This window comes from Nonomuraea sp. NPDC049684 (assembly GCF_044465345.1).
Lineage (GTDB): Bacteria > Actinomycetota > Actinomycetes > Streptosporangiales > Streptosporangiaceae > Nonomuraea.
Genome location: NZ_JBITLO010000005.1, coordinates 323,607 through 337,597, shown reverse-complemented (window position 1 = coordinate 337,597; position 13,991 = coordinate 323,607). Strand labels below are relative to the sequence as shown.

Below are 13,991 nucleotides of genomic sequence, written 5' to 3'. Positions count from 1 at the left end.
CCTTTCGGGACTCTCGGTCGATTTCGGAGGCCCTGGCGCATTCAGCACGGACGTGTCCCCCGCACTTCGTGCCGGCCGGGAAGGTCAGCGGCGGTAGCCGGCCATGCGCTCCAGCCTCGCCACCCGCTCCGACGTGGGCGGATGCGTCGAGAAGAGGCGGCCGAGGCCGGATCCGCTGAACGGGTTCGCGATCATCATGTGGGAAGCCGACGTGAGACGGCTGTTCTCGGGAAGCGGCAGCCTGCGCGCACCCATCTCGATCTTGCGAAGGGCCGAGGCCAGGGCCAGCGGGTCGCCCGTGAGCCGCGCGCCCGACTCGTCGGCCTGGAACTCCCTGGTGCGGGAGATGGCCATCTGGACCATGCCGGCCGCCACGGGCCCGAGGATCATCATCAGCAGGGCGCCCACGAACCCGGGCCCCTCGTCGTCGTCGGAGCCGCCGAAGAAGACGGCGACGTAGCTGACCCATGTGATCATCGTGGCCAGCGCACCGGCCACGGACGAGACGAGGATGTCCCGGTTGTACACGTGGGACAGCTCGTGCCCGATCACGCCGCGCAGCTCGCGCTCGTCGAGCAACTGGGTCAGGCCGTACGTGACGCACACGGCGGCCTTCCGCGGGCTGCGGCCGGTCGCGAAGGCGTTGGGCTGGACCGTCGGGGAGATGTACAGCCGCGGCATCGGCTGGCGCGCCTCGGTGGAGAGCTCGCGGACGATCCGGTAGAGCGTAGGGTGCTCGACCTCGCTGACCGGCCTGGCCCGCATGGCCGACAGCGCGATGCGGTCGGAGAAGAAGTAGGCGACGCCGTTGCTCAGCAGGGCCAGCACGAGCGCGATCTGCAGGCCGGTGCCACCCCCGAGCCACGCGCCCATCACGATGATGAACGCGGACAGACCTCCCAGGAGGATGGCGGTACGCAGACCGTTGTGGTGCAAGGTCTCCCCCCTTCGTGGTCCGGGTTTCACCTCGTCCAACGACGATGACCCGGTCTATCGTTCCCCGGCGTGCTCAGCTGCGGGCGGAGCGCGACTTACCCCCGTGTCCGCCGGGTAGCGGGGCGCGTTGCGGCCCGGCTGGCCGCAACGGGGACAGCCGGTGTCATGACCTGCTTCCGGTCAGCTCGTGGCCGATAAGGACGTCATGTCCAGCACGAGCTGCGGAGCGAGCGAGAAGAGGATCGCCACGGCCAGGGCCAGGCCGACGGCGAGCCACGCAGGCAGGGACGAGCCACGCAGGCGTGTCTCCCCGGGAGGAGCGAAGAGGCGGGCCGCCCAGGCGGCGTAGTAGTAGAGGCCGATCACGGTGTTGACGGCTATGACCAGCGCGAGCCAGCCGAGGCCGCCCTCGACGATCGTCCGGAACACGAAGACCTTGGCGAAGAGGCCGGCCAGCCCCGGCGGCAGCCCGGCCAGGCAGACCAGGCAGAACGCCAGCGCGATGCCGGCCGCCGGGCTGCGCAGGACGAGGCCGCGATAGTCGTCGAGCTCGTTGCGCGGGGCGGCCCTGGAGACGAGCATGACGACGGCGAAGGCTCCGAGGTTCATGGCCGCGTAGATGACCAGGTACGCGACGGATGTGCCGGCCGCGGCCTGGGACGTGGCCGCCGTGGCGGCGACCGCCAGCGGGGCCAGGATGTAGCCGGACTGCGCGACCGAGGACCAGGCCAGCATGCGGACGGCCGACCGCTGACGCATGGCGAGCAGGTTGCCCACGGTCATGGTCAGCGCCGAGACGACCGCGATCACCGGCCCCCAGGTGGACGACTGGCCGGCCAGCCCGGCGACCAGGACCAGGATGAGCCCCGCGAACCCGGCCGCCTTGGAGATGACCGAGAGCAGGGCCGCCACCGGGACGGGCGCGCCCTGGTAGACGTCCGCCGCCCAGGAGTGGAACGGCACGGCCGCGACCTTGAACGCGAACCCGGCCGCCACGAGGACGACGCCCACCGTGACGACCGCGGGCAGCCCGTGGGCCGTCGCCAAGGCCGTGGAATGCGTGCCCGCCGCCGCTCCCGGCGCCGGGATCCGGCCGCCCAGGACGGCCGCCAGGCGGGAGAGGTGAACCGCACCGGAGACGCCGTACAGGAGGGAGACGCCGAACAGCATGACGGCCGTGGACACGACCGACACGACGAAGAGCTTGACCGCGGCCTCGGAGGCGCGGCCGTCGTAGCGTCTGAGCGCGGTGAGAGCGAACACCGGCAGCGAGACCAGTTCGAGCGCCACCACGAGCATGATCAGGTCGCGGGAGGCAGGCAGGGTCACCGCGCCGACGAGGGTGCACAGCAGCAGGAAGTACCACTCACCGGCCGGGATGCCGCCCCCGGCCAGCTCCGTCATCGACATCAGCACGACCACCAGGGCCGCGACGAGCACCAGCCCCGCGAAGGCCGTCGTGAACCGGTCGGCGACGAACGAGCAGAGCGTGCCCGCTCCCCCGGTCGCGAGATCCGGCGGCACGCAGAACGTCGCCCGGGACGTGCCGCCCGCGGCCTGCGCGATCACGAACCCGAGGGCCACGACGACCCCCGCCAAGGTCACCAGCCCGAGCGCGGTGCGGGTGCGCGTCGCGGCGGGCAGGAACACGTCGAGCAGCAGCACGAGCCCGGCCACCACCGCCAACGCCAGCGGCGGCGCGATGACGAAGTAGTCGATCTGCTGAGTCATGGCAGGGCTCCCAGCAGGGTCTGCGCCACCGGCGTGGTGAGTGAGAGCAGGAGACCGGGCCAGAGCCCGAAAAGCACGATCAGGACCACCAGCGGGGTCCACGCCGCCGCTTCGTGGGACCGGAGGTCGTCGATGCGCTGCGTGGGGTTCCCGGCTTCGAGCGTCGCGGTCGCCGGCCGCCCCGCGAGCGACTCCGCCGAGCCGAGAGGCACTACGGGACGTTCGTCCGGAGTCTCCCCCTCCGGCTGGGGCTCCCGCTGCCGCGCGGCTCCCGACGGGCGGCCGTGGGTGACGCGGGACAGCATGAGCACGAAGTACGCGGCCGTCAGGACCGCCCCCAGGCCGCCGATCACCATGTACGTGCGGAAGAGCGCCGGCGGCAGGCCGCTCGCCGGCTGGAACGCCCCCAGCAGCGCCAGCATCTCCCCCCAGAACCCGGCCAGGCCGGGCAGCCCGAGAGAGGCGATCGCGGCGAACGTGAGCACCGATCCCAGGCGCGGCATCGTGGCCAGCAGACCGCCGCCGAGGCTCGGCATGTCGGCCGTGCGGTAGCGGTCCTTGATCCCGCCGGCGAGGAAGAACAGCAGGCCGGTGATCAGACCGTGGGCGACGTTCGCGAACAGGGCGCCGTTGACGCCGACCGGGGTCAGCGTGGCGAAGCCGAGCAGGACGAAACCCATGTGGCCCACGGAGGAGTAGGCGATCATGCGCTTGAGATCGCGCTGGGCCAGGCACGCCAAAGCGCCGTAGACGATGCCCGCCACGGCGAACGCCCCCAGCCACGGCGCCACCGCCGTCGCCCCCTCGGGGAGGACGGGGATGGCGATCCTGGCGAAACCGTACGTGCCCATCTTCAGCAGCACTCCGGCCAGCAGCACCGAGCCGACGGTCGGGGCCTCGGTGTGGGCGTCGGGCAACCAGGTGTGCAGGGGCCACATCGGCGTCTTGACCGCCAGGCCGACACCGATCGCCACGAACGCCAGGATCTGCACGGACCTGGACATCCCTGCGCCGTGTGCCGCGGCCAGCTCGGCCATGTCGAGCGTGCCGGTACGCGCCCAGACGAGCAGCAGGCCGAGGAGCATCACGACCGAGCCGAGCAGCGTGTACAGGATGAACTTGACCGACGCCGCCCGCCGCCCGGCGCCGCCCCAGATGCCGATCAGGAAGTACATCGGGATCAGCACGACCTCGAAGAAGACGAAGAAGAGCAGCAGGTCGAGGGCGAGGAACGTGCCGATCATGCCGACTTCGAGCACCAGCAGCGTGAACACCAGCGCCCTCGGCCTGTTGCCCAGGAAGCGGCCGGGCGTGCGGGGCCGGCCCCAGGACAGGTAGCCGAAGCAGAGGAACGTCAGCAGCGCGGTGAGGACGACCAGCGGCAGGGAGATGCCGTCGACGCCCAGATGGAACCGGAGCCCCAGGCCGGGGATCCACGGCTGGTCGAGCGCGAACTGCAGGCTCGTCGGCCGCCCGTGGTCGAACGTGGCCGCCATGACCAGGGCCAATGCCAGCGTGATCCCCGACAGGATCAAGCCGTACGTGCGCAGGACCGGGCGGAGCGCGCCGGGGGCGAGGAGGAGCACGAGCGCGCCGAGCAGGGGCACGGCGAGCAGCGCGACCGACAGCCAGCCCGTCATGTGAGCATCACCGCCCCCACCGCGATCAGGATCACGCCGGCGAGAACGCCGCTGACATAGAGCTGGACGTTGCCGTTCTGGGCCAGGCGCAGCCATCCGGACAGGCCGCGGGCGGTGCGGCCCGACCCGCGGACGGCGCCGTCCACGACCACGTCGTCCGTTCTGACGACCAGCCGGGCCAGGGCCGTGATCGGGCGGACGAACAGCGCCGCGTAGACGTCGTCGACGTAGAAGGCGCGCTCGCAGGGCACCCGTAGAGGGCCCAGCAGGCGTGCCGGGTCGGTGACGGGATCGCCGCGCCAGACGGCATAGACGACGCCCGCGCCGAGCAGGGCGAGCACGACGCTGATGGCGGCCACCCCCAGGTCGACGTGCGGCCGCCCCGCGAAGCCCAGCAGCAGGGCGGGGACCGCGAGGAGCACGACGGGCACGAGCATGGTCCTGGGGGCCTCGGTGACGTCGACGACGTGGGCCGTGCCGGGCTCGGGCTCGGGGAGCGCCACCACCCGCGGCGGCCCGAAGAAGGTGCGGAGCCAGGCTCTGGTGGCGTACGCGCCGGTGACGGCGACGGTGGCGAGGGCGCAGCCGTACAGGAGCAGGGCGGCGGCGTCCGTGAGGCGGCCGCCGGCCAGCGCGCCGGCCATGGCCGCCAGGACGCCGTCCTTGCTGAAGAAGCCGCTGGCCGGCGGGAGGCCCATCAGAGCGGCGAACCCCACCGTCATCGTTGCGAACGTGACCGGCAGCTCACGGCGCAACCCGCCCATCTGGGTCATCAGGTTGGAGCCGACGTGGTGGATCACCACGCCCGCGCACAGGAACAGCAGCGCCTTGAACGCCCCGTGGGTCACCAGGTGGAAGATCGCCGCCCGATCGGAGCCCGCGGCCAGGCCGCCGGCCATGTAGGCGAGCTGGCTGACCGTGGAGTAGGCCAGCACGCGTTTCAGGTCGTCCTGGGCGAACGCGGCCAGTGCGGCGCCCAGCATGCCGATCGCGGCGATGACGGCCAGGACGTCGAGCGTGGGACGGGCGGCGAGGAAGGCGGGAAAGAGCCTGGCCACGATGAAGATGCCCGCGGCGACCATGGTGGCGGCGTGGATCAGGGCGCTGATCGGGGTCGGGCCGGCCATGGCGTCCGGGAGCCAGGAGTGCAGCGGCACCTGGGCGCTCTTGCCGGCGACGCCGCACAGCAGCAGCATGGTGGCCGTCGTCAGGGTGGCCGCGGACATGTCGGGCACCTTCGCCAGCACGTCGGCGACGCGGAAGCTGCCCGCCGCCGTGCCGAGGACGAAGATGCCGAACAGGAAGCCGACGTCGCCGAGCCGGGTGACGAGGAACGCCTTGACCGCCGCGCGCGAATTGCCCCGGTCTTCCCACCAGTGACCGATGAGCAGGTAGGAGCACAGGCCCATGATCTCCCAGCCCACGTAGAGGACCAGGAGGTCGCCCGCGTAGACCACCAGGAGCATGGCACTGGTGAACAGGCTGATGAACGCGCTGTAGGAGGGGTAGCGGGGATCGTCTTTGAGGTAGCCGACCGAGTAGACCTGCACGGCGAGCGCCACCAGCGTCACCAGGACGCCGAGGACGGCCGACAGGTCGTCGGCCAGCAGGGTCAGCGAGATCGGGACCCCGCCGGTGACGATCGAGCCGTACGTGCGGCCCACGGGCTGTGTGGGGGCGCCGCCTTCGAGGAACGTGAAGCCCGGCCCCCAGGCCAGCCGGAGAGCCAGGACGGCCGACGCCGCGGTCGGGATGACGGCGATCCAGGCGGCTCGGGTGTTGGCGCGTTCGCCGGCAGTCTTCTCGGCCGCCGCCAGCCGCGCTCGGCCCGGCGGTTGTCCCTGGACAGCGGGGCGGCCGTGCGGCCAGCGGGAGAGCAGCAGGCCGGTGGCGGCGGCGATGGCCGGCAGCAACACGGCCAGCAGCGGGAACGTCGTCACAGCTCGCCCCCTCGCCCGGCGCGGTGGTCGTCCGAGAGGGGCCGGCCCGAGCCGGCCGGACGGTGGTCGTCGGGAGAGGGCGGCATGGTGTCAGCGGCGGGGGTGGCGGTCGGGCGGACGCCGCTCGGGACCAGGGCAGGGCGTTCGTCGGCAGGCTCGGACAGCTCACGGAGGTGGTCGAGGTCGACGGTGCGGCGGTTGCGGTAGAGGGCCAGGACGATCGCCAGGCCGAGACCGACCTCGGCGGCGGCGATGACGATGACGAAGAGGGTGAGCACCTGGCCGCTGTGCAGCCGGTCGCGCAGCCACACGTCGAACGCCACCAGGTTGAGGTTGACGGCGTTGAGCATCAGCTCGACCGACATCAGCACGAGGATCGTGTTGCGCCTGGCCAGCACGCCGTAGACGCCCACGGAGAACAGCAGCGCGGAGACGACCGCCGGGTAGACGATGTGCACTAGTGACCCCCGGTCTGATCGGGCGGCGAGCCGGGGATGTCCGTACGGGACAGCACGATGGCTCCGATCAATGCGGCGAGCAGCAGCACGGACAACGCCTCGAACGGCAGCACCCAGGTGGCGAAGACGCTGGCGCCCAGTTCCTTGGCCGCCCCCTGGCCCGGCGTGAGCGGGGTGTACGCCGTGCGGAAACCGTCGATCACGACCGTGACCAGGACCGCGGCGGTCGCCACCGCCACCAGGGCGGCCACCGGCCGGTTGCCGCTGTCGAGGTCGGCGGAACGGCCGATCGGGGCACGGGTGAGCATGATGCCGAACAGCATCAGGACCACCACCGCGCCCACGTAGATGAGCACCTGGACCCAGGCCACGAACTCGGCCGTCAGCACCAGGTAGCCGCCCGCGAGCGCGCCGAAGGACACCACGAGCCACAGGGCGGCGTGGACGAGTTGCCGGGTCGTGACGACGAGCAGCGCCGATCCAACCGCTACCGCTCCCAGCAGCAAGAAGACGATCTCTTGCCCGGTGGGTGACAGGTAGGAGGGCACCGCCTCGGTCACGACTCCTCCTCGGACTCCTCTGTGTCGTCAGGGCCAAGCCGCCCCGGCGGTCGGATGGACCTCGGGTCCGCCATCCGGCGCCTGCGGGGGCTCGCGGAAGAAGTCTGCTCGTCCGGGCCGGGTTCCGGAGACGGTTCACCCGCGCCTGTGGAAAACCCGTTCGAGGGCCGCTCGCCTGTGGATGAAGGCGTTCCCGGCGGGTGCTCGTCCGGGGCTGGGGTGCCCTGGCCGGGCGGGCGGCGGTTCGGCTCCTCGCCTGCCGGAGCTGCGGCGTCGTCCTCATGGACGCGCGGCGCGGCGCCCTCCGCCGCGGGGGGAACGTCGCCTTCCGTCACGTCTGACGGGCTTGCCGCTGTCGGTGGTTTCGGGGGCTTTGTGTCGGACGGGCGAGTGTCTTCCGGTTCCTGGCCCTCTGCGGGGGCGGGAGTTGCGGAGGACGGTTCGGACGGCTGCGGGCTGGGCGGGAGAGCGCCTGGAGGACGGATGCCTCGTACGTTGGACATGGGCCTGCGCGTGCGCTCGCGGCGGCCCGCGGGGGGCGGAGGCGCGGCCGGGCCTTCGCCGGGGGCGGCCTCGGGAGCTTCCGCGGAGCCGGCCTTCTCACCTGCCTGCTCTTCCCGGTCGGCGCCGGCACGCTCTTCGACGCCTCCGGCCGACGGGCCCGCGTCGGTGCTGCCAGAAGGCGGAGTCGCGGCGGCCCGTCCGGCGTCACCTGCTGCGGCGCCCTCGGGGGCAGGGGCGGCTTCCCCGCCTTCAGGACGGCGCGCTGCTTCGGGGCCGGGAGTTGCGCTTGTGGCGGAGCCCGCGTCGGGGGTTGCGCTCACGGCGGGGCCGGTGCCGGAGGTTGCGCTCACGGCGGAGTCGGGGCCGAGCGTCGATGTGGTGCCGGTCTCGGAGTCGGCGCCCGGCGTCGCACCGGAGGCAGCCGCCCCAGGTTCTCCGCTCCCCGGTGGCACGGCTCCCGGCTCGGTGGCGCCCTCGCCCGGGACGCCCGTCGCTCCCCTGCGGGCACGCTCGCCCTGCGGGGCCGCCCCCGGTCGCGCGGTGCCCGTCCCCAGGGGGGCCGCTGCTTCGCCCGTGGCGTCCGCCCGCTCTCGCGGGGCGCGGCGCCCGGCTCCGGCGGGGCCGGGGGCCTCAGGCGCCGCTCCGGGGCGGGTGGTTCCGGTACGGGCGGCGGGACGGCGAGGGGCCGCCGTGAGCTCCTTGGGAGGTTCGGCGCCGGGATCGTGGGCGGGCGGCGGCGGGACGGTCTGGGTCCAGGACGCCAGCTTGTCCTTCTCGTGAAGAAGGTTCCGGATGTCACCCTCGGCGTACTCGAACTCCGGAGACCAGAAGAGCGCGTCGAAGGGGCAGACCTCGATGCAGATGCCGCAGTACATGCACAGCGCGAAGTCGATGGCGAACCGGTCGAGCACGTTGCGCTGACGGGGACGCCCGCCCTCCGGCGCCGGGATCGTCTCCTTGTGGGAGTCGATGTAGATGCACCAGTCGGGGCACTCTCGGGCACAGAGCATGCAAGAGGTGCAATTTTCCTCAACGAGGGCGATGACACCTCGACTGCGCGGCGGAAGAGCCGGCTTGACCTCGGGATACTGCTGGGTGACGGATTTGCGCAGCATGTGGCGAAGAGTGATGGACAACCCTTTCGCCAGTCCGACTCCCGGTATCCGCGCCATGGTTCAACATCATGACGTACTTGGCGGCGGAGGTGAATGAGCCAAGACCGTTGTCCCCAGTTTTTCCACAGCCGTCCACAGGTTCGGTGGAAGTTATCCACAGGCTGGATGACTGTCCGATATGAACGACTGCATGGCGATAGTCTCTCGGCCATGCCGTACAGCCATCCGGTCCGTCCCAGCAGCGGGGCGTGGGCGGCCGCCATCGGGTGGGCCAGCCTGGCCCTCATCTCGTGCGGGCTGGCGACCCCGTTCACGATCGGGTTCGCGGCATTCTGGCTGCGGAGCACCTGGCAGGCCATCGGGGCCTGCGTCTACCTGGTCCTGATCGGCTCGTTCGTCATCGCCATCATGCTGTACGAGGACTTCGACAACATCCCCGAGCCGATGTCGACTTTGATCTCGTTCGGGTTCGTGATCGCCTGGATCGGCGGGATCGCCCATTCGGCCGTCCTGGTGCCGGCGATGGCGCGGGCGCGCCACCGGCCGCCGGTGCACGCGCAGGCCACCGTACGCACGCAGGCGCCCATGCACGCCCCCGCCCAGACGCCCGGGCCGCAGCACCGGCCCGCCGACCTGCATCAACGGACCACGGCCCCCACCCATCAGCAGCATCGCGGGCAGCCGGAGTGGATCGGGCACTACCGGGTGCTGCACCAGCTCGGGCGCGGCGGGCAGGGCGCCGTCTACCTGGCCATGGCGCCCAACGGGGCGCGGGTGGCGGTCAAGGTGCTGCACGACCTGGTCGACGAGACGGCCCGCACCCGGTTCGCGCGGGAGGTGGACGCGGCTCGGCGGGTCGCCACGTTCTCCACAGCTCGGGTGCTCGATGTGAACATCAACGGGCAGCACGCGTACATCGTCTCGGAGTACGTGGAGGGGCCGTCGCTGGAGCAACTCGTACGGCGCCACGGGCCCCGCGACGAGGACGGCCTGACGCGGCTGGCGTTATCCACAGCCGGAGCGCTGGCGGCCATCCACAAGGCCGGGGTGGTGCATCGTGACTTCAAGCCGAGCAACGTCCTGATCGGGCACGACGGGCCGCGGGTGATCGACTTCGGGATCGCCAGGGCGCTCGACCGGATGACCATGACGTCCGGGAAGATGGTGGGGACGCCGCCGTACATGTCGCCGGAGCAGCTGACCGGGGAGCCTGTGGGGCCGGCGTCCGACGTGTTCAGCTGGGCGGTGACGATGATGTTCGCGGCCACCGGGCGTCCTGCGTTCGGCGAGGACACCGTGCCTGCCGTCTTCAACCGGGTGCTCACGTTCCATCCGGACCTGTCGCCGCTGCCGCCCGCCTTGCGCGGCGTGGTCGGGGCATGCCTGAACAAACGCCCCGAGGAACGCCCTTCGGCTTCGGACGTGATGGTCGCAATCGTCCACTAACGGCCGATCGCCCCCGTACAGGCTGGCAACTGCCACGCAACCGACCACAGACGGCTGACCACCGCTCACCCATCGCCCACCGGTGGCTGCGACCGAGCGACCACCCACTGGTAACTCCACCGAACGACCGCGAACCGGTGATCGCCGCAACACCACCGAAGGCCAGTGGCCGCCGCCGTACAACCGCGGACCGACGATCGCCGCCCAGCCACCGAAGACCGGTGGCCGACCAAGAGCCACCGCCAACCATCCACAGACCAGTGGCCGCCGCCGTACGACCGCAGGCCAACGATCGCCCTCGTACCGCCGGAGGCCAGTGGTGGCCGCTGCACGGCGGCGGACGGGTGGCCGCCGCCGACCCATCGACCACTCACCGGCCGTTCACGGACGTGACCACGACCGCCCGCGGCGGGCCTGTCCAACCGGGTCAGGAGGGCTCGAAGCGGGTCATCCCACTCCGAGGCGCCGTACGACGAAAGCGGTCACCGCCTATCCAAAAGGATGGGAACAGTGGAGTGGGGAGGGCCGTCGTGGTCTGGCCGGAGGGTTCGGGAGGGCGGCGCGACGGGGGAACGGTCAGGGGAAGGCTTGGGGGGAGTGGGTGGTGAGGGTGAGGTATTCCTCGCGCGAGACCCGGTGCATCGCCAGCCCCAGCCCGTGCCGTTCGGTGAAGCGGTGGAGCGAAGCCGGGGGCCAGCGGCCGGGCAGGTGGAGCAGGGGGTTCCCTGCGGGGTCGAGGAGGAGGACGCCGCACAGGTCGTCGTGGCGGTACCGGAGGAGGCTGCTGCCCGGTTCGACCGGAAGTTCGGCGACGACCTCCGAACGGCGGTACACCGACAGCGTCCGGGACGACTTCATCCGCAGGTACGGCCCTCCAGGCAGCCCCACGACCAGACCACGCCTCTCCTGCCACCGATGCACCCCGCCCAGCACAGGCCGTACTACGAGCAGTGCGGGACTGAAAGCCACCACCAGCCATTTGGCATGGATCAGGTCCGTCAGGAAATGGCCGACGGTCGAGAAGCCGCGCCAGGCGCCCCACATTCCGGCAGCCCCCAGATACACCATCAACGCCAGCCCGGCGATTCCCGCGCACACCCCCAGCGCCATGTCCCATCGGGCCGTCCGAGGCGCCGGAATTCCGCGGATGCGTTCCCAGCCGGGGGCGCGGGCGGCGAGGATCCGGCGCGCCCGTCCGGAGCTGTCGTCCCGGCCGTCGCGGAGCGGGATGCCGGCCTTGGCGGCGAAGTCCCGCAGGTGGGGTGGGTCCCAGTCGCCGGGGAGGTCCAGCAGGACGAGCCCGTCGGGGTCGAGGGCGGCGACCCCTCTCAGGAAGCGCGACCTCTTCCCGGAGCCGTCCGTCGAATAGTCGTAACGGTAGAGCGACGCGGGCGACAGGGTCGTGGAACGGCCCCTGGCTTCGTCGGTGACGGTCAAGGTGCGGCCGTCGGAGGTGAGGCTGACTTTCGGGCAGCGGGCGCCTTTCATCGCACCCGCGACGGGCAGGATTTGCGCGTTCACGAATCGTCCCCTTCATTTGGGGCCCCCTATGCCGGATACGACGGATAAGCGCGGCATAAAGTTTCCGTCGGGACGAAGCTCAGATGAGAACCTTCACCACTCCGGTGAGCGCTAGCTGCACGAGCGCCAGCGGCACCAGTCCGGCCCAGGCGAGCTTCTGGAGCTGGTCCTCACGCAGCCGCGGAAAGGTGACGCGCAGCCAGATCACCACGAACGCCAGCGCGAACACCTTGATCAGGGTCCAGATCCAGCCGGGCAGGAACGGCCCGTGCCAGCCGCCCAGGAAGAGCACGGTGGTCAGGAAGGACAGGACGACGATCCCGACGTACTCGGAGAGCATGAACAGGGCGAAACGCATGCCGGTGTACTCGGTCATCGGGCCCATGATGATCTCGGACTCGGCGATCGGCATGTCGAACGGCGGACGGCGCAACTCGGCCAGCCCCGCCACGAAGAACACCACGCCGCCGATCGCCTGCCAGGGCAGCCACCACCACTGCCACGCCTCGACGATGCCGGGCATCGACAGCGTGCCCGCCGCCATCGCCACGGACGAGGCCGCCAGCACCAGCGGCAGCTCGTACGACATGAGCTGGGCGGCCGCGCGCATGCCGCCGAGCACCGAATACTTGTTGGCCGACGCCCACCCCGCCATGATCGCGCCGAGCACCCCGACGCCCATGACGGCGAGCACGAAGAACAGCCCGAGATCGAGGTCGACGGCGACCAGGCCGCGGTCGAGCGGAATGACGATCAGCACGAGCAGGTACGGGACCAGCGCCACGCCCGGCGCGATCATGAAGACGCGGCGGTCGGCCGCGGCCGGGATGACGTCCTCCTTCTGCATGAACTTCACGCCGTCGGCGATGAGCTGCGCCCAGCCGTGGAAGCCGCCGGCGTACATGGGGCCGAGCCTCGACTGCATGTGGGCCATGACCTTGTGCTCGGTCTGGCCGACGATCAGCGGCAGCACCAGGAACACGACGAGGATGACGACGAAGCTCAGCACCACTTCAAGCATCAGGCGGACCCCAATCGGCCGGTACTCCGGGCGGAAGCGTCTTGCGGCGGCTCGGGGCGCCATGCCCTGACTCGCCCGGCTCCTTGGCGCCCGGCCACGGCTTGGCCACGCGGGCGGCCAGCACGAAGTCCTTGCGCAGCGGATGGCCCTCGAAGCCGTCGGGCAGGAGCAGCGGCACCAGGTGGGGGTGCTCCTCGAAGATCACCCCGAACATCTCGTACGTCTCGCGCTCGTACCAGTTCGCCCCCCGGTAGACGCCGACGGCGGAGGGCAGGCGCGGGTCGGCGCGCGGCACGCGGGTGCGCAGCAGCAGCCGCTCGCGGGCGTCCGGGTTGTAGACGTGGGCGACGACGACGAAGGCGTCGGGCGGCTCGTCCACGCCGGTCAGCCAGTCGAAGAAGGCGTGGCCGAGGTCGTCGCGGGCGAAGGTCAGCAGCTCGATCCAGTCGGCGGGGGCGACGTCGACCGTGGTCTCGCCGTAGGACTCGCTGATCTCGGCGCGCTCGCCGAACCGGGCGGCGACGGCGGCGTTCACGCCTCGTCCTCGGAGCCGTGGGAGCGGGACCAGACGTAGCGGTCGCTGAGCTTCTCCCCCGCGATCTTCTCCTGGAGCTTCATGATCCCGTAGAGCAGCGCCTCGGGACGGGGCGGGCAGCCGGGCACGTAGACGTCGACGGGGATGATCTGGTCGACGCCGTTGGTCACGCAGTAGGAGTCCCAGTAGGGGCCGCCGGTGTTGGAGCAGGCGCCGAAGGAGATCACGTACTTGGGGTCGGGCATCTGCTCGTAGAGGCGCTTCACGGCGGGGGCCATCTTGTCGGTGACCGTGCCGGAGACGATCATCAGGTCGGCCTGACGGGGGCCGTTGGCGAACGGGATGACCCCGAACCGGATGAAGTCGTGCCTGCTCATGGAGGTCGCGATGAACTCGATGGCGCAGCAGGCCAGCCCGAAGTTGAACACCCACAGCGAATAGCGCCGCCCCCAGTTGAGCACGAACCGCATGGGTTTGGGCGCGAGCCTGGAGACAGGTCCGACGGTGGGCATCGGGAGATCCGTTGCTGCCATGTCGCCCATTCTTGCGCGAATCGCAGGTCAGGCAAAGGACGCGCCCGCGGC

Annotated in this window: 11 protein-coding genes and 1 pseudogene; 1 reads left to right on the top strand and 11 read right to left on the bottom strand. The window is 71.2% G+C overall.

Annotated elements, in window-relative coordinates; genetic code table 11:
* Positions 1-84: 84 nt before the first annotated feature.
* The 7 genes and pseudogenes from htpX to ACIBST_RS18710 all read right to left on the bottom strand — a co-directional run bounded on the left by htpX (position 85) and on the right by ACIBST_RS18710 (position 8,779).
* Entirely contained in the window at positions 85-936 is an 852-nt protein-coding gene (gene htpX / locus ACIBST_RS18740; RefSeq protein ID WP_397173052.1) for a zinc metalloprotease HtpX, read from the bottom strand.
* A gap of 180 nt (positions 937-1,116) precedes the next feature.
* The gene (locus ACIBST_RS18735) at positions 1,117-2,667 is read right to left on the bottom strand and encodes an NADH-quinone oxidoreductase subunit N (RefSeq protein ID WP_397173051.1); all 1,551 of its coding nucleotides are present in this window, start codon (positions 2,665-2,667) and stop codon (positions 1,117-1,119) included.
* Complete coding sequence (locus tag ACIBST_RS18730; RefSeq protein WP_397173049.1) at positions 2,664-4,307, bottom strand: NuoM family protein; 1,644 nt, start codon at positions 4,305-4,307, stop codon at positions 2,664-2,666. The genes ACIBST_RS18735 and ACIBST_RS18730 overlap by 4 nt, the downstream gene beginning before the upstream one ends.
* Positions 4,304-6,247 carry an NADH-quinone oxidoreductase subunit L gene (locus tag ACIBST_RS18725; protein ID WP_397173047.1) on the bottom strand — a complete coding sequence of 648 codons (1,944 nt, stop codon included), beginning with the start codon at positions 6,245-6,247 and terminating at the stop codon, positions 4,304-4,306. Before ACIBST_RS18725 ends, ACIBST_RS18730 begins: the two co-directional genes overlap by 4 nt.
* Positions 6,248-6,408: 161 nt before the next feature.
* A pseudogene (gene nuoK, locus ACIBST_RS18720) lies at positions 6,409-6,705 on the bottom strand (NADH-quinone oxidoreductase subunit NuoK); the annotation flags it as partial.
* Positions 6,705-7,265, bottom strand: a complete 561-nt coding sequence (locus tag ACIBST_RS18715; protein ID WP_352322488.1) for an NADH-quinone oxidoreductase subunit J — start codon at positions 7,263-7,265, stop codon at positions 6,705-6,707. The pseudogene nuoK and the gene ACIBST_RS18715, both read right to left, overlap by 1 nt.
* Entirely contained in the window at positions 7,262-8,779 is a 1,518-nt protein-coding gene (locus ACIBST_RS18710; protein WP_397173535.1) for a 4Fe-4S binding protein, read from the bottom strand. The genes ACIBST_RS18715 and ACIBST_RS18710 overlap by 4 nt, the downstream gene beginning before the upstream one ends.
* A gap of 315 nt (positions 8,780-9,094) precedes the next feature.
* Here ACIBST_RS18710 and ACIBST_RS18705 point away from each other — a divergent pair, with 315 nt between their 5' ends.
* Positions 9,095-10,330 (top strand): serine/threonine-protein kinase, encoded by a 1,236-nt coding sequence (locus ACIBST_RS18705; RefSeq protein ID WP_397173045.1) that lies wholly within the window; start codon positions 9,095-9,097, stop codon positions 10,328-10,330.
* A gap of 576 nt (positions 10,331-10,906) precedes the next feature.
* On the opposite strand, the gene ACIBST_RS18700 is transcribed toward ACIBST_RS18705, so the two are convergent.
* The 4 genes from ACIBST_RS18700 to ACIBST_RS18685 all read right to left on the bottom strand — a co-directional run bounded on the left by ACIBST_RS18700 (position 10,907) and on the right by ACIBST_RS18685 (position 13,919).
* A complete protein-coding gene (locus ACIBST_RS18700; RefSeq protein WP_397173043.1) occupies positions 10,907-11,851 on the bottom strand; it encodes a hypothetical protein in 945 nt (314 codons plus the stop codon).
* Positions 11,852-11,930: 79 nt separating this feature from the next.
* Complete coding sequence (gene nuoH / locus ACIBST_RS18695) at positions 11,931-12,872, bottom strand: NADH-quinone oxidoreductase subunit NuoH (RefSeq protein WP_397173041.1); 942 nt, start codon at positions 12,870-12,872, stop codon at positions 11,931-11,933.
* Entirely contained in the window at positions 12,865-13,407 is a 543-nt protein-coding gene (locus ACIBST_RS18690) for an NADH-quinone oxidoreductase subunit C (RefSeq protein WP_397173039.1), read from the bottom strand. The genes nuoH and ACIBST_RS18690 overlap by 8 nt, the downstream gene beginning before the upstream one ends.
* Positions 13,404-13,919 carry an NADH-quinone oxidoreductase subunit B gene (locus tag ACIBST_RS18685; protein ID WP_397173038.1) on the bottom strand — a complete coding sequence of 172 codons (516 nt, stop codon included), beginning with the start codon at positions 13,917-13,919 and terminating at the stop codon, positions 13,404-13,406. The genes ACIBST_RS18690 and ACIBST_RS18685 overlap by 4 nt, the downstream gene beginning before the upstream one ends.
* Positions 13,920-13,991 lie beyond the last annotated feature (72 nt).